Annotated in this window: 14 protein-coding genes; 9 read left to right on the top strand and 5 right to left on the bottom strand. The window is 72.6% G+C overall.

Annotated elements, in window-relative coordinates; genetic code table 11:
- Positions 1 to 207 precede the first annotated feature (207 nt).
- From ACFVX9_RS15840 to ACFVX9_RS15830, 3 genes are all read left to right on the top strand, one after another.
- The gene (locus tag ACFVX9_RS15840; protein WP_387982072.1) at positions 208 to 2,814 is read left to right on the top strand and encodes a tetratricopeptide repeat protein; all 2,607 of its coding nucleotides are present in this window, start codon (positions 208 to 210) and stop codon (positions 2,812 to 2,814) included.
- Positions 2,815 to 2,866: 52 nt separating this feature from the next.
- Positions 2,867 to 3,820, top strand: a complete 954-nt coding sequence (locus ACFVX9_RS15835) for a Gfo/Idh/MocA family protein (protein ID WP_387982070.1) — start codon at positions 2,867 to 2,869, stop codon at positions 3,818 to 3,820.
- Positions 3,821 to 4,029: 209 nt separating this feature from the next.
- The gene (locus ACFVX9_RS15830; protein WP_387982069.1) at positions 4,030 to 5,316 is read left to right on the top strand and encodes an MDR family MFS transporter; all 1,287 of its coding nucleotides are present in this window, start codon (positions 4,030 to 4,032) and stop codon (positions 5,314 to 5,316) included.
- Positions 5,317 to 5,343: 27 nt separating this feature from the next.
- On the opposite strand, the gene ACFVX9_RS15825 is transcribed toward ACFVX9_RS15830, so the two are convergent.
- Together ACFVX9_RS15825 and ACFVX9_RS15820 are read right to left on the bottom strand one after the other, a co-directional pair.
- Complete coding sequence (locus ACFVX9_RS15825) at positions 5,344 to 6,447, bottom strand: arginase family protein (RefSeq protein WP_387982068.1); 1,104 nt, start codon at positions 6,445 to 6,447, stop codon at positions 5,344 to 5,346.
- On the bottom strand, positions 6,444 to 7,826 hold the full coding sequence (locus tag ACFVX9_RS15820) for a B12-binding domain-containing radical SAM protein (protein ID WP_387982065.1): 1,383 nt from the start codon (positions 7,824 to 7,826) through the stop codon (positions 6,444 to 6,446). The genes ACFVX9_RS15825 and ACFVX9_RS15820 overlap by 4 nt, the downstream gene beginning before the upstream one ends.
- Positions 7,827 to 8,262: 436 nt before the next feature.
- On the opposite strand from ACFVX9_RS15820, the gene ACFVX9_RS15815 reads away from it, so the two are divergent.
- Positions 8,263 to 9,666: a DUF2079 domain-containing protein gene (locus tag ACFVX9_RS15815; RefSeq protein ID WP_387982064.1), complete on the top strand. Its 1,404-nt coding sequence runs from the start codon at positions 8,263 to 8,265 to the stop codon at positions 9,664 to 9,666.
- Positions 9,667 to 9,835: 169 nt separating this feature from the next.
- Here ACFVX9_RS15815 and ACFVX9_RS15810 read toward each other — a convergent pair whose 3' ends face one another.
- A complete protein-coding gene (locus tag ACFVX9_RS15810) occupies positions 9,836 to 10,390 on the bottom strand; it encodes a hypothetical protein (RefSeq protein ID WP_380370646.1) in 555 nt (184 codons plus the stop codon).
- A gap of 487 nt (positions 10,391 to 10,877) precedes the next feature.
- Between ACFVX9_RS15810 and ACFVX9_RS15805 the strand changes: the two genes are divergently transcribed.
- On the top strand, positions 10,878 to 11,081 hold the full coding sequence (locus ACFVX9_RS15805) for a cold-shock protein (RefSeq protein ID WP_387982134.1): 204 nt from the start codon (positions 10,878 to 10,880) through the stop codon (positions 11,079 to 11,081).
- A gap of 16 nt (positions 11,082 to 11,097) precedes the next feature.
- Here ACFVX9_RS15805 and ACFVX9_RS15800 read toward each other — a convergent pair whose 3' ends face one another.
- Positions 11,098 to 12,150, bottom strand: coding sequence for a bile acid:sodium symporter family protein (locus tag ACFVX9_RS15800; protein ID WP_387982062.1), 1,053 nt, complete (start codon positions 12,148 to 12,150; stop codon positions 11,098 to 11,100).
- A gap of 124 nt (positions 12,151 to 12,274) precedes the next feature.
- On the opposite strand from ACFVX9_RS15800, the gene ACFVX9_RS15795 reads away from it, so the two are divergent.
- The 3 genes from ACFVX9_RS15795 to ACFVX9_RS15785 all read left to right on the top strand — a co-directional run bounded on the left by ACFVX9_RS15795 (position 12,275) and on the right by ACFVX9_RS15785 (position 13,855).
- Complete coding sequence (locus tag ACFVX9_RS15795) at positions 12,275 to 13,153, top strand: LysR substrate-binding domain-containing protein (protein WP_063346601.1); 879 nt, start codon at positions 12,275 to 12,277, stop codon at positions 13,151 to 13,153.
- Positions 13,154 to 13,372: 219 nt separating this feature from the next.
- Complete coding sequence (locus tag ACFVX9_RS15790) at positions 13,373 to 13,651, top strand: helix-turn-helix domain-containing protein (protein WP_380370641.1); 279 nt, start codon at positions 13,373 to 13,375, stop codon at positions 13,649 to 13,651.
- A 39-nt stretch (positions 13,652 to 13,690) separates the two neighbouring features.
- Entirely contained in the window at positions 13,691 to 13,855 is a 165-nt protein-coding gene (locus ACFVX9_RS15785) for a hypothetical protein (protein WP_380370639.1), read from the top strand.
- Between the two features lie 30 nt (positions 13,856 to 13,885).
- Here ACFVX9_RS15785 and ACFVX9_RS15780 read toward each other — a convergent pair whose 3' ends face one another.
- Positions 13,886 to 14,287, bottom strand: a complete 402-nt coding sequence (locus tag ACFVX9_RS15780; RefSeq protein ID WP_380370795.1) for a helix-turn-helix transcriptional regulator — start codon at positions 14,285 to 14,287, stop codon at positions 13,886 to 13,888.
- 491 nt (positions 14,288 to 14,778) lie between these two features.
- Here ACFVX9_RS15780 and ACFVX9_RS15775 point away from each other — a divergent pair, with 491 nt between their 5' ends.
- Complete coding sequence (locus ACFVX9_RS15775; protein WP_387982060.1) at positions 14,779 to 17,484, top strand: SdrD B-like domain-containing protein; 2,706 nt, start codon at positions 14,779 to 14,781, stop codon at positions 17,482 to 17,484.
- Positions 17,485 to 17,577: the final 93 nt, after the last annotated feature.

The raw sequence follows: 17,577 nt of genomic DNA, 5'->3' as shown, positions 1-17,577 counted from the left end.
CCCGAGGCCCCGCCGCGCCCCATCGTCGTGGCCGAGGAGCGCACGGGGTCGGCCGCCTGAAAACCCCATGGGCGAGATTGTGGCGCCGCATCAATCACTGACAAGATTTCAGCACGGCATCCTGTTGCGGGAGATGCCGCCGAACCGACCGGGGCTCGACGCACGCCAGGAGGCCGCATGGCACGGGTGAACCTGAGGGCTGCATTCATGAGCGGCCTTTCGTCGACCGTCACGGCTCAGCAGGTCTTCACCAACCGGGTCGACGAAGTGGCCGCGTTCGCCCGGTCGGTCGACGAGCTCCACCGGATGCTGGACGAGGCCGAGGTCTCGCCGGTCGTGGACCGTGGGCAGGGCCGCCGTAACGTGCTGACCTTCTACGGCGTGGGTGGCATAGGCAAGACGACGCTCTCCCACGAGTTGGAGCGCCGCCTCCTCGCCGAAGCGCGGGAGAAGGAGCGCGACGACGTGGTGACCGTGCGGATCGATCTCTCGGAGGAGGGCGCCGGCGACATCGAGAGCCTGTTGCTGCGTCTTCGGGCCGCCCTGGGGCAGTTGGGGAGCCGTTGGCCGGCCTTCGACCTGGCACTGGCCTCCTACTGGGCTCGCGCCCACCCCGGCGAGGCCTTGCAGGAGTTCCTGGACGCCTCGCCGGCGCTGCGGCGCGCCTCGCGGAGTATCGCGCTGGGCGACCAGATCGCGGAGGCCGTGAAGCAGGTCGACCCGGGTGGTCTGGGAGGTCTGACCGGACTGGCCCACCGGGCCGCGCTCGTCACGTACCGCGCCGTCCGGGACCGGGTGCGGGAGGGCCGGCTGCTGGCCGACTGCGACCTGTTCGCCGAACTGGTCGAGGCGGACGCCGACTACGAGACGCTCTCGTACTTCCCGTACCTGCTGGCCTGGGACTTGGAACGGCAACCCCGGGGCGGTCGGGCGGGCCGGCGGCCCCGGGTGTGCGTCTTCCTCGACACCTTCGAGGTGGTCAACGGCCAGGCCGATCGCGCAGTGGAACGGTTCGTCCAGCGCTGCGCCTATCTGATGCCGAACGTGCTGTTCGTCATCACCGGCCGGAACCGGATCGACTGGGCCGACTCGGGCGCGGGCGGCGAGCTGGATTTCACCGGCCCGGAGTGCTGGCCCCAGCTGCACTTCAGCAACGACACGGCCGAACCACGGCAGCACCTCGTGGGGTACCTGTCGGACTCCGACGCGGACAGCTATCTCCGTGAGGCCCTCGTCCGGGGCGGTGAGCCCGCGATGTCGGCGGAGATCCGGGAACGCGTCATCTCCGGCGGCCAGGGGCTGCCCTTGTACCTGGACCTGTCGGTCTCGCACTGCGCCGCCCTGCTGGCACGCGGCGGGCAACCCTCCGTGGCGGACTTCGGCGGCTCGTTCACAGCCGTCGCGACCCGGTCGATCAGGGACCTCCCCCGGGAGGAACGCGACCTGGTCCGAACAGCGGCGCTCACCGACCGGGTGGGCGCAGAGCTGCTGCGCGCCGGTCAACCCGGAGTCTCCGACGGGAGCGTGGCACGCTTCCTTCGCCGACCGTTCCTGACACACGACGACGCCTATGCGTTCCCGTACGCGTTGCACGTGGCGTTGCGGCAGGCCATCGGCGAGGCGGACCGGACGCTTCCGGACGGCTGGTCGGATCGCGACCGCAGTGAGGTCGCCGCCCGGCTGCTGAGCTGGCTGGGCGAACGCCTGGGCCCCTCCGGCGGGCGGGTGGCGACGGCGCAAGCCCTCGAAACCGGGCTCAAACTCTCTGCCGAGCACGGTGTCTTCGACGACTGGATGACGCTGGCCACCCAGCGACTCGTCGAGGCCGGCCAGTGGTCGGAGCTCGGCGCCGGTCTTACCGGCGGCCCGGTGGGCCTCCCCGAGTACCGGGCGATCCGGGCCGCCATCCGAGGAGTCCAGCTCCGCCGGACCGGCCGCGTCGAGGAGGCGATCGAGGTGCTCGGCGGCGCGGCCGGAGGCGTGCGGCACGGTGGCCGGACGGCACAGCTGGTCCGCATCCACCTCGCCCACGCGCTGCGCAACCACGGCGACTACACGCAGGCCGCGGAGATCTACCGGGGCTTGGTGGGGGGCGAGTTCGACGCGGCCGCCCGCTACTGGCTCAGCGACTTCGACTACCTCAACGGGCGGTTCGCGGCCGCTCTCGCCTCCCTGCACGAACAGCCGGTCCGTGGCCCGGAGGACGAAGGCGAACGGCTCCGGCTGACCGGGCACATCTGGCGGGTCAACGCCCGCTTCGAGGAAGCGACTTCCGTCTACCACGAGGCGATCGACCTGGCGAGGCGCGAGGGACTGGCCGCCGCAGAGGCGAAGGCACTCGCCAACCTGGCGCAGACCGCCTGCTGGTCCGGGGACACGGCAGCCGTCGCCGACGCGGCGGGCCGGGCCCGGGAACTGCTCGACCTGGTGCCCAACCCCGTCGAACTGGTCAAGCTCCGGTCCGCCGAGGCGGTGGCCCACGCCATGGCCGGCGACGTCGGCGCTGCCCGGTCCGCGGTGGGAGACACCCGGCACCTTGCGGACGGGATCGCCTACCGGGGCGGCCACAACCTGGCGGACGTGGCCGATATCCTCCTCGGCGTGCTCGCCGGTGACCACGAAGGTGCTCGTCGCACGCGATCCGAGCTCGATGCGCGCACCCGTACGTCCGGCGGCAACACCTACTGGGTTCCCATCGCGACCTCCTGGATCGACGGCTCCCTCGCCGCCGCGGAGCACCTGCCCGCCGTCGGCTGGGTGGACGGCCCCGTCGCGTCGTTGGGCCGCTGGGCAGCGGTGGTGACACGTCGATGACGCTCCCCGGCCCCCGCACCTCGGCCGAGTCGTCCGGAGAAAGCAGAGTCTGATGACTGACCTCGTAAGCGTCGGCCTTGTCGGCGTCGGCACCATCGCGCAGACCCATCTCGCGGTCCTGGCCGAACGGGACGATGTGCTGGTCGAGTTCACGGTCGATCCGAACCGGCCGGAACCGCCCTCGTTCCGTGGAACCACCCCGCGTCACCACGCCGGCCTGGACGACGCGCTCGCGGAGCACCGACCCGATCTGCTCGTGCTCGCCACTCCCACGCACACGCACGCGGAGCTGGCGGCCCAGGCTCTCCGGCTCTCCACGGCCAAGGTGCTGGTCGAGAAACCCCTCGTCCACGACCTCGCCTCGCTCGGGCGGCTTCGCGCGCTGGACGAAGCGGTCGACGTGCGGGGCCGGTTGTTCACCGCGCACCACTTCGCCTTCTCGCCGGAGGTCGGCTGGGCGGCGGAGCTGCTCGCCGAGCATCCCGAGTGGGGGCCCGTCACGGCCGTCACCTCCGCGTTCTACGACCCCTACGTCCTCAAGGGCGCCGGTGCCTATGAGTCCTACGGCTCCAGCTGGATGGACTCCGGGGTGAACCAGCTCAGCATGCTCACCCGCCTGGTCGACCTCACGGCGCTCACCTCCGCCCGGCAGCTGGACGGCGGCGCCAGCGCGTGGTGCACCGCCGAGTACCGGTCCCGGGGCGAGTCGGGCACCGCACGTCTGCGCAGCAGCTGGCTCACGGGCTCCAGCAGCAAGGAGAGCAGCCTGGTCCTCGGCCGGGCGGGTGTGGAGGTGTGGATCGACCACACCTCCATGACCGGCTTCGCAGCCCGGGACGGTGACCTGCTCGCCGCCTTCGGGACGGACGGTCGGACGGCCCGGAAGGTGGCCCATTACCGGCCGCTGTACGAGAGCCTGCTCTCCGACCGCCCCGACCCGGTCCTCGGGTTCGACGCGGCCGCGAGGATCACCGAGATCCATCACGCGGCGCCCGGCGCGAAGTAGTCCCCGGGGCGGGCGGGGCGCTGCGACGTTCGAGGCGGTGGGGGCGGGCGGGAATCGAGCGACTCGCCGAGACGTGCGGGGGTGGCTCGGGCAGGGCAGGATGGGGCCGGTTCGGGTGGCCTGGCCGCCTGGGTCCCCGTCTCGGTGCGTGGTTGTTCCGGCGGGTGTCGCCACCGTCTGACGGGCGTTCGTCGCTCGGGAGCCGCCCCATGACCGCTTCTGCCCCTGCCGGTCCGATCGTCCGGTTCCACCGTTCGGTCGCCGAGTCGCTCGGCGGGCTTCCGGGTGCCTTCTGGTGGCTCTGGGCCGCGACCCTGGTCAACCGGCTCGGCGGTGTGGTCACGTTCCTGGCGCTCTACCTCACCGCGGACCGTGGCTATTCGGCCTCGTACGCGGGGGTGGTCGCCTCGCTCATCGGCCTCGGCTCGGCGATCGCCGCGCTGGTCGGCGGTGTGTTGGCGGACCGGATCGGCCGGCGGCCCACCCTGCTGGCCGCCCAGCTGCTCACCGCGCTCACCACGGCGGCCCTGGGTCTCGCCGACGGGCAGCTGGCGATCGCCTCGACGGCGTTCCTGGTCGGTCTGAGCAGTTACGCCTCCCGACCGGCGACGTCCGCGATCATCGCGGACCTGGTGCCGGCCGCCGACCGGGCCCGTGCCTTCGCGCTGAACTACTGGGCGATCAACATCGGGTTCGGTGTATCGGCCGCGCTGGCAGGGCTGGTCGCCGCCCACGACTACCGGGTGCTCTTCCTCGTGGATGCCCTGTCCACGCTGCTCTGCGCCGTGGTGGTCTTCGCCAGGGTCCCGGAGACCCGGCCCGTCGAGCCGCAGCGGGACGCCGCCGGGCCGGGGGAAGGGCCGGGGGAAGGGGTGGGGGAAGGGGCGGGGAGTGGGCCGAGCGCCGGGCTGGGCACGGTCTTCCGGGACCGGCGCTTCATGGCGCTGGTCGGGCTGACCTTCGCCTTCGGGCTGATGCTCCAGCAGGGCAACACGACGCTCGCCGTGGACATGGGCAAGGCCGGGCTGACCAGCACGCAGTACGGAGTGGTGATCGGGATCAACGGTCTGCTGATCGTCCTGTTGCAGATCCCGGTGACCCGCCTGACGAAGGGACAGCACCGGGGGATGCTGCTGCTGGTCAGCGCGCTGCTCACCGGGTCGGGCTTCGGCCTCACCGCGTTCGCGGGCTCCTCCGCCCTCTACTACGCCGCCACCGTGGGGGTCTGGACGCTCGGCGAGATGATCCAGGCACCCACGAGCATGAGCCTGGTGAGCGAGCTCTCGGCGACGAGCACCCGCGGGCGCTACCAGGGGGTCAACTCGCTGGCCTGGTCGGCGGCCTCCTTCCTCGGGCCGGTCGCCGGCGGGCTGCTGCTGGACCACGCCGGCCGGGGCGCCCTCTGGGGGTGCTGCGCGGTCCTCGGCACGGTGGCCGCGGCGGGGTACCTGGCGTTGGGGCGGCGGGTGGACACCGGGCGCTACTCGATGCCGTGACCAGGCCCTGAAAGGGGACGGGACGGATCACGGCTCCTGGCGAAGGTCGGTCCAGGGGGCCAGGTCGGGTGCGGCGCTCTCGCTGCGGAAGAGGAACTCGAACAGCAGCCGGGCGGCGAGCTGCGCGGTGCTGCCGGAGGGGTCGTAGCGGGGGGCCACCTCCGCGATGTCCACGGCCTCCACGGGCAGGGCGCGCAACTCCTCGTAGACGTCCAGGAGGTGGCCGGTGTCGATGCCGCCCATGGTCACGTGGCCGGTGCCGGTCGCCACGGCGCTGTCGAGGACGTCGATGTCGAGCGACACGTACACGGTGTCGCAGCGCTCGCCGAGCTGCTCGATGAGCGGGCGCAGGGCCGCGGCCGCGCCCTGGCGCAGGATCTGCGATCCGGGCACCACGTGGAAGCCCCGGTCGAGCAGGCCGCGGAACTGGTCGTACCTGGTCACGTCGCCGACGCCCACGAAGGCGATGTCCTCGGGGTGCATCCCCGGGAGCTCGCTGATCCGGCGGGAGTTCGACCCGTGGTAGAGCGGCCCGTGCAGGGTGCTCCAGTTCCCGAAGTCGAAGTGGTGGTCGATGTTGATGAATCCCACCCGCCGCGCGCCCCGGTCCAGCCGGCCGGCGCGGAAGCCCGCGAAGGTGGGGAAGGTGGTCGAGTGGTCTCCGTTGAGGAAGACCAGGCGCGGCGCCGATCCGCTCAGCCGCCGGCTCCCGGCGGCGACCGCCTGGAAGGTGCGGATGGTGTCGGTCGGGTAGATGTGCAGATCCCCCGCGTCGGCCACGCGCGGGGCGCGGTAGCGGAACGTCCGGCCGCTGCGGGTGTCCAGCATCTTCCACTGGCCCAGGCTGGTGAGGTAGCTGGAGAACACCAGGCTCGCCTGCCGGATCGCGCGCGGCCCTTCGGCCGCGCCCGGACGGGAGCTGGCGGTCGCGTCGTACGGGACGCCGGCCGCCACCCAGCCGTCTTCCCCGACGTCGACCTGCGCCCGGTCCGCGGCGGGGGCACCGAACAGGGTGGCGAGGCCGGCCCACCCGGGCAGCGGGTCGGTCTCGAACTCCTCGGGTTTGACGCTGCGGTGGAGCGCCTCGAAGTCGGGGAGTTGGTAAGGGGGCTGGGTGGGGGGCTGGTTCATGCGGTCTCCCTTGCGGAGTGGTCGGAGTGGTCGGAGTGGTCGGAGTGGCCGGGGTGGTCGGGGTGGGCCGGTACGGGGGCGCGGACGATGCGGTGGGCAGCGGCGATCTTCTCCTGGAAGAGCTCCCAGCTGCGCTCCGGAGTCAGGTGGCTGGGCCGGTAGACCACCGGGGCGTCCTCCCGCCACTGCGCGAAGTCCCAGGTGAAGATGCGCTCGCGCAGGCGCTGGAAGTCGGGGGTGAGCGGGTAGGGGACGAAGTTGTAGAGGTTGAAGAGCCACAGGGCCCGGCGGTTCGCCTCCAGCCACCGGACGGTCTGCGCGTGGGACTCCTCGGTCTCCTCGTCCAGTCCGCCCATCATGTTGAGGACCACCTTCAGGCCGGCGTCGCTCAGCGCGTGGATCCGTTCGGTGTAGTCGTCGAGTCCGCGGGACAGCTTGCCGAGCCGTTTGAGCATCTGGGAGTCGGCCGACTCGAAGCCGAGCTCGACCGCCACGACGCCGAGTTCGAGCATCGCCTCGATGACCCACTCCTTCACCTGGAGGACGTGGGTCTGCACGATGAACTTGTAGCCGGGGCGGTCGCGGAACACCTCCAGCAGGTTGCGGACCGCCTCCCGCGACTGCCCGAAGGTCTTGTCGCCGACGTAGACGAGCCGGGTGTCCGGGAAGCGGTCGGAGAGCTGGTCCACTTCGGCGCGGAGGGCGCTGTTCCCCACCAGGGTGAGCTGCTTGCTCCAGGCGTCCCCGCAGAAGGCGCACTTGTACAGGCAGCCGTGGCTGGCGTTGAGTCGCAGCATCGGCACCTTGCCGCTGTAGCCGTCCAGATGGCGGTAGTCCGGTGCCCAGGTGATGGGCTCGGCCACCAGCCCGAGGGCGGCCCGCTTCTCCGTACGGCCGCCCCGCCCCGAGGCCAACTCGACCAGGACGGCCGCGAAACCGGCGTCGAGCTGCCCGCGGTGCACGGCGTGCACGGAGCCCTCGGGCGCCAGCGGGGCCATGTTCCCGCCCAGGACGACGCGCCGCCCGGCGCGTTCCAGCTCGCCCGCGAGGTCCAGGGCGAGCCGGAAGTTCTGGGCCAGCGGCGAGAACAGGACGAGATCGCCGGGTGCCGTCGCCGCCATGATCGGAGCGCCGCAGGCCTCGCTGTCGGCAGGGGTGCGGGACAGGTCGACGAAGCAGGAGTCGATCGCGGTGCTGTCCAGCAGGGCGGTCAGGTGCGCGACCCAGAGCGGAATCTCCCAGAGCCCGTCGGACGGGATGAAGTACTCCGGGAGGAAGGCGCGGAAGCGGCGGTCGTAGTCCTGGTAGTAGGCGGACAGCCGGTCATCGGGGTCGCGGGTGGACGGGAAGGGCAGTTGGACGATGCAGCACCTGGTCACGATTCCTCCGCACGTGGGGACGTGCTCGCACCGACCGGCTCACGGGAGGGCGCCGATCGGTCGCGCCCGGAGGAACTACTGCCCGGGCGGTGGCCGCCGCCATCGGCGTGAACGACGCTCACTGGTGCGCGTACCGACCCCGTGGAGCGCGAAGGAGCTTCAAGCCCCCCGGGGCGTGCGCCGGTACGCCTGCCGGACTTCGCCCCCCCCGTGCGTCGGTGTCCTGACCGCGCGTACGCGAGCGCACCCGCGTACGCGGGCACGGGGGCGTCACGGTTTCTGAAGGTGTGCTCAGGCTTCTTCAGCGGATCTTCAGCGGGTTTGTCGGAGGCTTCCGGGGTCACTCCCCGTCCGCCCCGTCCGCCCCGTCGCAAGTGAGCCCCCGTTGCCCCTGAGCCCGATCCGTGCAGCCCGCGCCACGGCCGAGACCCGGCCCGTGCCCGAACGGCGGCGGCCCGCCGCCGAGGGGGCGGGGACGGCCCTGCTGCCCTGGGCGCTCGCCGCCGTGCTGTTCGCCGCCTACACCGCGCTGTCCGTCTCCCGCCACCTGCACCTGCGGACGAACGCCTTCGACCTGGGCATCTTCGAGCAGGCCGTGCGCGGCTATGCCGAGGGCCGCGCGCCGGTCTCCGAGCTGAAGGGGCCGGGGTTCCACCTGCTCGGGGACCACTTCCACCCGATCCTGGTCACCCTCGCACCGCTCTACCGGGCGTTCCCCTCCGCGCTCACCCTGCTCGTCGCCCAGGCGGCGCTGGTCGCCGTGTCCGCCGTCCCCGTGACCAGGGCCGCGGTGCGGGCGGTCGGCCGGTGGGCGGGCGCGGGCATCGGCGTCGGGTACGGGCTGTCGGTCGGCCTGCAGCAGGCCGTCGGCTTCGACTTCCACGAAATCGCCTTCGCCGTACCGCTGTTGGCGTTCTCGCTGGAGCGGCTGATGCTCCGGCAGTGGCGGTCGGCGGTCGGCTTCGCCCTGCCGTTGCTGCTGGTCAAGGAGGACCTCGCGGCGACGGTCGCCGTCATCGGCTGCTACCTGTTCTGGCACGGCCGCCGCCGACTGGGCGCGAGCGTCGTCGCGCTCTCCGCCGCCACCCTGCTCCTGGTGCTGCTGGTCGTCATCCCGGCCCTCAACCCGGGCGGCGCCTACACCTACCTCTCCAGCGTCGACGGCCCGGCCGGCAACCCCGTGACCAGGCTGCTCCTGCCCGGCGAGAAGTGGCACACCGTCGTCACGATTCTGGCCCCCACCGCGTTCCTGGCGCTGCGCTCCCCGCTGATCCTGCTCGCCCTGCCGACGCTGGGCTGGCGCTTCTGGTCCACCAACCCGTTCTACTGGGGGACGGGCTTCCACTACGGCGCCGTCCTGATGCCGATCGTCTTCCTCGCCTTCGTCGACGCCCTGACCCGGCTCCGGTTCCGGGCCCGGCACGGCCTGCGGCGGTGGACGGTCCGCGGTTCCGTGGCTGTCGGGCTCGCCGTGACGGCCGCCGCCCTGCCCGCCCAGCCCCTCGCGGAACTGGCCCGCCCCGCCACCTGGCAGCGCGACGCGACCGTCGACGCGGTGAGCGCGCTGCTGCGCCGGATCCCGGACGGTGCCGAGGTGGCCGCCGCCAACGGCTTCGCGGCCCAACTCACCGGCCGCACCCGGGTCTACCTCTTCCCCCGCTACCCGGGCGGCCCCGGCGCGCGGCCCGACTGGGTGGTGGCAGCCGACCAGCCGCGGGACGGGCTCCTCCCCGCCCGCGACGAGGTCGAAGCCCTCCGCGCCCTCCCCGCCGCCGGCTACCACCCCGTCGCGAGCGCCGCCGGCATCACGGTCTACCGGCTCACCGACCCTGCGGGTTGACCCGGGGCGGTGGTGGGACGGCGGGAGGCATGGTGACAACTCGACGCCAACGTACGGTGGTTGCGCCGACGCGCGCAGGGCCCGCCACTTGCGGGGTGGCCCTGCGCGCGTCGGAGGGAGGACAGGTCAGCGGGACGGAGGGACGGAGGGACGGCAGGTCGGCCTGGTGTCAGCTGAAGGAGAGGTCGGCGGTCAGGGTCGAGTCGGCGATGGGCCGGCCGGTTCCGAGCAGGACGTCGACGCAGTTGTCCACGAGCGGCTGGTCGCTGGTGACGTCCACGAGCGCGGTCAGCTTCTGCCCGGCCAGGCGGGTGGAGGAGGCGGTGACGGTGCCGGTGAGGGTCCCGGACCCGTCGACCTCGACGATGGCGATGTCGGTGACGGTGCTGGTCGCCTGCGTGCCGTCCTTCAGGTTCCAGGTGAAGGTCGCCGAGGAGCCCGGCGCCAGTGCCGGCGGTGTCGCCGGGCTGCAGCTGAGCGTGCCGAACCTGAGCGTCGCGGTGACGGTGCCGCCCGTCACGGCCGTCGGGCCGTCCAGCGAGTCAGTGCACCCGCTCGCCGTCCCGCCGGCCGCCATGGTGATGGACTGCGGGTCGGCCGAGAGCGGCGGGCTGAAGGTGACGGCGGCCTTCACGGCGCAGTCCAGGATTTCCGGGGCGGCCGGCGGGGCTGCGTCGGCGACCGGGGCCACGCCGGTGGACAGCGCGGCGAGGACGGCGGACACGATCACAACGCTTCGGCGTACGGACACGTGGGTTCCCTTTCTTTCGTCGGACCGGGAGTGAGGCCCACGCACTCGGAGCGGGGCGGGCCGAAGGGTGACGGTGGCACGGCGCGACGGATCCCGGCCGCCGCCATCCCGGGAACCCCGCCGATGGGCCTCGAATGGTCCAGAACCGGGGCCCTGCCTCGCGGGCCCGTGGGTGGCTGGGACGGAAGACCGCCCGGTCGGTCGTCCGGGCTTGCGGGACGGGGTATCGGCGGACACCGTGAGTATGCGATCAGTCGCGCGTGCCACTGCTGAACGGCCCAGTCCCTCTCCAGCCAGGAGGCTTGTGATGTCCCCTCTCGTCCTTGTGCGCGGCCGCGTGGCGGCCGTGGTGTGCGCGTCGGTCGTCGCCGTCGGCGCCCTGGCGGCGGTCGGCGCCCCGGCGTGGGCGGACACCGGGCAGGCGGTGGCCGGGCGGGCAGCGGAGGGCCGGCGCGCCTTGATCAACTTCGGCACGGTGAAGTGGTTCAACGCCGAGAAGGGGTTCGGCTTCATCGCGCCGGACGTCCCCGGCCCGGACCTCTTCGTCCACTACTCGTCCATCGTCGGGGTCGGGTACCGGTCCCTGGAGGAGGGCCAGCGGGTCGAGTACCAGGTCGAGCAGGGCCCCAAGGGCCCGCAGGCCGTCGACGTCGTCGGCCTCTGAGGGCGCGCGGAGCCCGTCAGGCCGCGTGGTCGAGGGCCGGCGCGGCCGCCGGCTGCGCCGTGGCCCCGGCGCCCTCGGCCTGCGCGCCCCAGCGGCGGGCCAGGACGGCGCAGACCATCAGTTGCAGTTGGTGGAAGAGCATCAGCGGCAGCACCATCAGCCCGGCCGCCGGGCCCGGGAAGAGGACGGTGGCCATCGGGACGCCGCTGGCCAGGCTCTTCTTGGAGCCGCAGAAGACGATGGCGACCAGGTCGCCCCGGCCGAACCCGAGTCGGCGGCCGACCAGCAGCGTCGCGGTCAGGACCAGTGCCAGCAGCGCCGCCTCCGCCCCCAGCAGGGCCGCCAGCCGGGGCAGGGAGAGGGCGCCCCACACCCCGCCCACCACGGCGGCGCTGAAGGCGCTGTAGACGACCAGCAGGATCGAGCCGCGGTCGACCAGGCCGAGGACGGCGCGGTGGCGGGCCATCCAGGCGGCGATCCAGCGGCGCAGCACCTGGCCGGCGGCGAAGGGGAGGAGGAGTTGCTCGGCGATCTCCAGCACGGTGCCCGGCGAGATGCCGCCCTTGGTGTGCAGGAGCACGGCGGCGAGCAGCGGGGTCAGGACGATGCCGAAGAGGCTGGAGAAGGTCGCGCTGCAGACGGCCGCGGCCGTGTTGCCGCGGGCGATGGAGGTGAAGGCGATCGAGGACTGCACGGTGGAGGGCAGCAGGGTCAGGAACAGCAGGCCCTGGTAGAGCTGCGGCGACAGCACCGCCGGCACCAGCAGGTGGGCGGCCACCCCGAGCAGCGGGAAGAGGCCGAAGGTGACCGCGAGCACGGTGCCGTGCAGCCGCCACTGCTTGAGCCCCTCCCAGGCCTCGCGGGCGGAGAGCCGGGCGCCGTAGAGGAAGAACAGGACGGCGACGGCGCCGGTGGCGGCGTCCGAGAAGGCCGGTGCGGCGGCGCCGCGGGCGGGGAGCAGGGCGGCCACTGCCACGGTGCCCAGCAGGGCGGCGATGAACGGGTCGACCCGGAGGCGGGCGGGGCGCCGGGGCAGGTGGGAGCGGAGCGGGCGGTTCGGGCGAGGCATGGTTCTCCGCGGTGGCGGTTCGGGTGGGATGGCCTCAGCCTGCCGTCCGCCGGGGTGATTGTGAATCCCGCTGGCGGAACTCACTGTCATCATGATCCGTGATATCAGCGGATAGAATGGCCATGTGTTCGATCCGGTGCAGTTGAGGTCCTTCCTCGCGGTGGCCCAGACCGGCGGCTTCACCCGGGCCGCCCAGCGGCTGGGGCTGCGGCAGTCGACGGTCAGCCAGCACGTGCGGCGGCTGGAGACGGCCGCCGACCGGCAGCTCTTCCTGCGCGACACCCACTCCGTGCAGCTCACCAGCGAGGGCGAGGCCATGCTCGGCTTCGCCCGGACGATCCTGGAGGCGCACGAGCAGGCGCTCGGCTACTTCGCGCAGACGCAGGTGCGCGGGCGGGTGCGGTTCGGCGCCTCGGAGGACTTCGTCCACACCGAGCTGCCGCAGATCCTGCGGAGCTTCCGGCGGAGCAACCCCCAGGTCGACCTCGAACTCACCGTCGGCCTCAGCGCCGTGCTCTACGAGCAACTGGCCGACGGACGGCTCGACCTGGTGCTCGGCAAACGCCCGCCCGGCGGTGGCTCGCAGGGCCAACTGGTGTGGCAGGACAAGCTGGTGTGGATCGCGGCGGAGGACTTCCGGACGGACCCGGCCGAGCCGCTGCCGCTGATCGTCTACCCGCCGCCCAGCTTCACCCGGGTCCGCGCCCTGGAGGTCTGCGAGCGCGACGGGCGGCCCTGGCGGATCGCCTGCACCAGCACCAGCCTCTCCGGGGTCCGGGCCGCCGCGCTGGCCGGCCTCGGGGTGGTGCCGCACGCCCGCAGCCTGATCCCGTCGGGCCTGCGGGTGCTGCCCGACCAGCCGGGCCTGCCCAACCTCGGTACCACCGAGTTCGCCCTCACCACGGGACGCACCACGGCGCGCGGCCCGGCCCGGGTGCTGGCCCAGGCCGTCCTCGCGGACGCGTTCCGCCTGCAACGCGCACCGGAGCGGGCGGAGCCGTGACGGGGGGCGACGGTCGGGGGGTCGCCCCGGCCGTGGGCGAGCGCACGGCAGTGGTGAGGCGGCGGACCGGCGGGTTCCTTTCACCGATGGTGACAGCGAGTCAAGGGCGGTGGCCGAAGCCGGACTTCACGCCGCCCGGCCGTTGAACCCGACGGTTCTCCGGTCGCGTTACGAAGGCTGGAGCAGCCGGCTGACGCGGACAGGGAAAGGTCGGGAAAGATGCGATTTGGCGACATGCTGCACGGACACCGGAAGCACCGGGGCCTGACCCAGCAGCAACTGGCCGACCTCGCCACGCTGAGTGTTCGCGCGGTGCGCAATCTGGAGCGGGGCGGGGCGCTGCGGCCCCGGCGGGAGACGGTGCGGCTGCTCGTGGACGTGCTGCGGCTGGACGCCGACCAGCGGGCGCAGTTCGAGTCGGCGGCGTTCCCCGAGGCCCCGGGCGGGGCGCCCCGTGATCGCGGCCCCGGCTTGCGGGCGCCCGGGGCGCGCGTTTGAGTGGGAAGGTACCGGCGGAATCGGGGGCGAGGAGGCGCCATGTCGCACCACAAGCCCAACAAGGACGTCGAAGGCGACCCGGACACCGGGCACGGGCGCGGTCTGCCCCGGCGGCCCGACGAGGAGGAGCTCGACGAGCGCACGGAGGAGGACCGCGAGGAGGTGGGCCTGCCCCCGGAGCCGGATCCGGAGGACACGCCCTGAGGCGTGTCCGACTCGCCCTAGGGTCCGGGGCTACTGCCGAGCCCGGTCGGAGCCGGGCTGCGGGCCGGTGGGGTCGCCCGCCTCCCCGGTCCTGGCCGGCCGGGTGTGGACCTTGGCGACGCAGGCCGGGAGGGCGGCGGCGTGGCCGTGGTCCCGGGCCCGGTACGCGCTGGGGGTCTCGCCGACGAGCTGGGTGAACCGCGAGCTGAACGAGCCCAGCGAGGTGCAGCCGACCGCCATGCAGACCTCCGTCACGCTCAGGTCGCCGCGCCGCAGCAGCGCCTTGGCCCGCTCGATCCGGCGGGTCATGAGGTAGCCGTACGGGGTCTCGCCGAAGGCGGCGCGGAAGCTGCGGGAGAAGTGGCCCGGCGACATCAGCGCGGTGTGCGCCAGCGCCGACACGTCCAGTGGCTGGGCGTAGTCGCGGTCCATCCGGTCGCGGGCCCGCCGCAGTCGGACGAGGTCGGGTAGGGGGACTCGGGACACCTGGGGCACGTCTGCCACGCTACCCGCCCGGTCCGACAGGGTCGCGCGCCGGCGTGCTTCGGGCGCTGCCCCGGGCCGCCTCGCCCCGGCCCGCCTCGCCCCGCCCCACCTGCTCCCGCGCCACCGTCCCTGCGTCCTGGGCTGTCCCCGCGCCCCACCGTTTGTTCGGACGAAATCCGGCTGAAGGTGCTGTTTTCGAGCATGGCGGCCGGTATCGGACGAACGGGTCCGGATTCGAACTGGTGGTGGAGTAGGTGTGGCGCTCTTGTCACGCGTGCACATGAAGTTTCGTCAATTCCCTTGCGGAGAGCTAAGATTGCCGATCTGCTGATGACTCCTGATCAGCCCGGGTGTGATAACCCGTCGATGATGAGAGCGGGACATTGGGAAGAACGAGGCAGCGAACGAGGTGCGTCGCGCAGGTCGCGGCGCTGACGATGGGATTGTCCGCTGCGGCGCTGGTGACGGCGCCGGCGGCCTTTCCACAGCCCGGCGACGGGACGGTGACCGTCCGGGTGATCCGGGCGGTGGACACCAGCGGAGTGTGGACACCGGCCCTGGAGCCAGGGCTCGCGGGCGTGAAAGTGACGCTCACGGATGACGCCGGGCTGGCGATCGAGGGGGTGACGGCGGCCGACGGGACGGTCACCCTGGCCCCGGCGGCGGCCAAGCCGTCCGGGGGCAAGTACCGGGTGCAGGTGGTGAATCCGAAGCCGGGCGTGCTGTTCCCGGCGTTCGCCTCCCGGCAGGGGCTGGACGGCGCGCCGACCCAGCTGAGCAGCAACGAGGAGTTCGTCGACCTCTCGGGCGGCAAGAACGTGGCGTACACCACCGGGCTCTGGAACCCCGGTGACTACTGCCAGAAGAACGCCCCGCTGGTCACGGCCTGCCAGCCGATGGACCGCGAGGGCGGGGCCCAGCGCACGCTGGTCTCCTTCCCGTACAGTGCGCGCGGCCAGGACGGCGAAGGCGTGACCGCCACGAACCTCGCCACCAACGCCGATACCGGCACGCTGTACGGCATCGCCTGGAACAAGGCCGATCGGCGGTTGTTCTCCTCGGCGGTGGCCAAGCGCACCACCGACTACGGTCCGGGCGGTGCCGGGGCGATCTACGTCACCGACATCGCGCAGAAGAAGACGACGCTGTTCACCACCGTCCCGAACGCGGGCTCGACGGCCCACGGCGGCGGCACCGACGACGCATTCCTCGACACGCCGGGCAGGGAGAGCCTCGGCGGCATCAAGATCACCGACGACGGCAAGGACCTGTTCGTCGTCAACCTCAACGACCGCAAGCTCTACCGCTACAACGCCACCGTGGCGGCCGCCGGAAGCCCGACGGCCTCCTACCCGATCCCCGACCCGGGCTGCCCGGCGGCGGGGGACTGGCGTCCGTTCGGCCTCGGCCTCCAGGACGGCACCGGCTACCTCGGCGGAGTGTGCTCCGGCGAGTCCACCGGCAAGCTCACCGACCTGCGCGCGGTGGTCCTGCCCTTCGACCTCGCCACCGGCGTGTTCGCCAAGCCGGTGCTGGACCAGCCGCTGGACTACCCGCGCCAGTCCACCGTCGGCTCGGGCCCGTGCGACGGTGCGAGCTGGTTCCCGTGGACGAGCACCTACCCGACCACGCAGAACGGCCGCTCGTGCGGCAACTACACCATCGCCCAACCCGAACCCGAGCTGGGCGAGATCACGTTCGAGACCGACGGCTCGATGCTGCTGGCCTTCCGCGACCGCTTCGGCGACCGCGCGCCGGGCTCCCCGGCGCCGGGCTCCGTCGCCGTCGTCATGTCCGGCGGTGACCTGAACAAGGCCTGCCGGGCGAACGGCACGTACGTGATGGACACCAACAACGGCTGCGGGCTCGCTCCCCGGGGCACCCGGTTCTTCGACACGACCTGGGGCGGCCACCGCAACACGGCGTTCGCCGGCATGGCGCTCTCCAAGGTCGAGAGCACCGTCGCGGTCTCCGCCTTCGACCCCAACCACACCGCCCTCGGGTACGGCACGTCGTTCCTCCAGCGGGCGAACGGCCAGCAGGACCCGCAGTTCGGCTTCCGGCTCAACCCGGTCGGGACGATCGCGCCGTTCGGCAAGGGCGCCTCGATGGGCGACCTGGAGGTGCTCTGCGACCAGGCTCCGCTGCAGATCGGCAACCGGGTCTGGTACGACCCCGAGCGCAAGGGCATCCAGAACCCGGGCCAGCGCCCCGTCGAGGGCGCGACCGTCCACCTCTACGACGAGTCGGGCAAGTTGGTCGGCACGACGAAGACGACGAAGCGCGGCGAGTACTACTTCGACGACTCGAACGTCACCGGAGGCCTCAAGCCGAGGACCAAGTACACGATCCGGCTCGACAACCCGGCGGACTACGCCAAGGGCGGGCCGCTCTACCAGTGGGTGCCCACCGACGCGGACGTCGGCGACAACCACTTCATCGATTCCAAGGGCCTGGTGCCGCCCGGCACGAAGTTCCCCGAACGGGCACTGAGCACCGGCGGGCCGGGCGAGAACGACCACACCTTCGACTTCGGGTTCCGGCAGCAGGAGGGCGCGCTGCGCCTGGTCAAGCACGACCAGGACGGCAAGCCGCTGGCGGGGGCGAAGTTCCAGCTGTGGCACGACACCAACGGCACCGACGGGTTGCAGACCGGCGGTGACAAGCCCGACACGGCGGTGGGCGGGCCCTGCACGACCGGCGCCGACGGCCTCTGCCAGGGCGCCGGGGTGCCGGGGACGTACTACTGGCAGGAGCTCAGCCCGCCCGACGGCTACGCGGCTCCGGACACCACCGTGTTCGGTCCGCTGGCGCTGACCTCGGACAACCTCGCGGACGGTGTCTCGGTGACGGCGGTCAACAAGCTGCTGCCCACCCCGACGCCGACCCCGACGCCGACCAACTCGTCGAGCCCGCCGAGCCCGTCGAGTTCGCCGAGCGCGCCGGAGCCGACCACGCCGCCGGGGCCGACGGAGTCGCCGAGCCCGTCGACGGTGAACCCGCTGCCCCCGCCCGGGGGACAGCTGCCCAACACCGGGGCCAACGCCCTGGTGCCGCTGGGGATCGTCGGCGGCGCGGTGCTGGTGGCATCCGGCGGTGCGCTGGTCCTGGTCGCCCGTAGGCGCAGGGCGCGGCACCAGTAGGAAGCGGTGAGGAGGGGCGGGCCCCTGGCGCGGGGCCGGCCCAGGGACCCCCCACCTCTCTTTCGCACGACAATGACGAAAAAGAAGACAGGT

The organism is Kitasatospora sp. NPDC058243 (assembly GCF_042882025.1).
Classification (GTDB): domain Bacteria; phylum Actinomycetota; class Actinomycetes; order Streptomycetales; family Streptomycetaceae; genus Kitasatospora.
This window is presented reverse-complemented; position numbering and strand designations above follow the sequence as displayed.